General features: G+C 59.3%; 1 pseudogene. It reads left to right on the top strand.

Going from position 1 to position 297, the window contains the following annotated elements:
• A pseudogene (locus AUR66_RS21990) lies at positions 1–297 on the top strand (hypothetical protein); the annotation flags it as partial.

The raw sequence follows: 297 nt of genomic DNA, 5'->3' as shown, positions 1-297 counted from the left end.
AACCGAGCCAATTCGTGGTGGACCGACGATAATCGATTCGTGGGGCCAAGAGCGAACGAGTCCACAGGCTACTATTGCAGACACCGTCTCAGTCGAAGTCGTCAGCCAGTCGTACACGCCCACATACGGACTCGCCGTTCGGGCAGACGAAGTTGACCGCGACGCACTTCGTATCAGTGGCATCGTCCGTGGCATCAACGCCACTCCCGTCGTCTCAGACGTGGGTGGTGGTCCAGAACGTGACCTCCGTGAAAGTCGGCTGACTGCCGAGGTAATCGACCGGACGAACGACCAAGC

This window comes from Haloferax profundi (assembly GCF_001469865.1).
Classification (GTDB): Archaea; Halobacteriota; Halobacteria; order Halobacteriales; family Haloferacaceae; genus Haloferax; species Haloferax profundi.
Note: the sequence above shows the minus strand (reverse complement) of the source record. Positions and strands in the feature narration are given on the sequence as shown.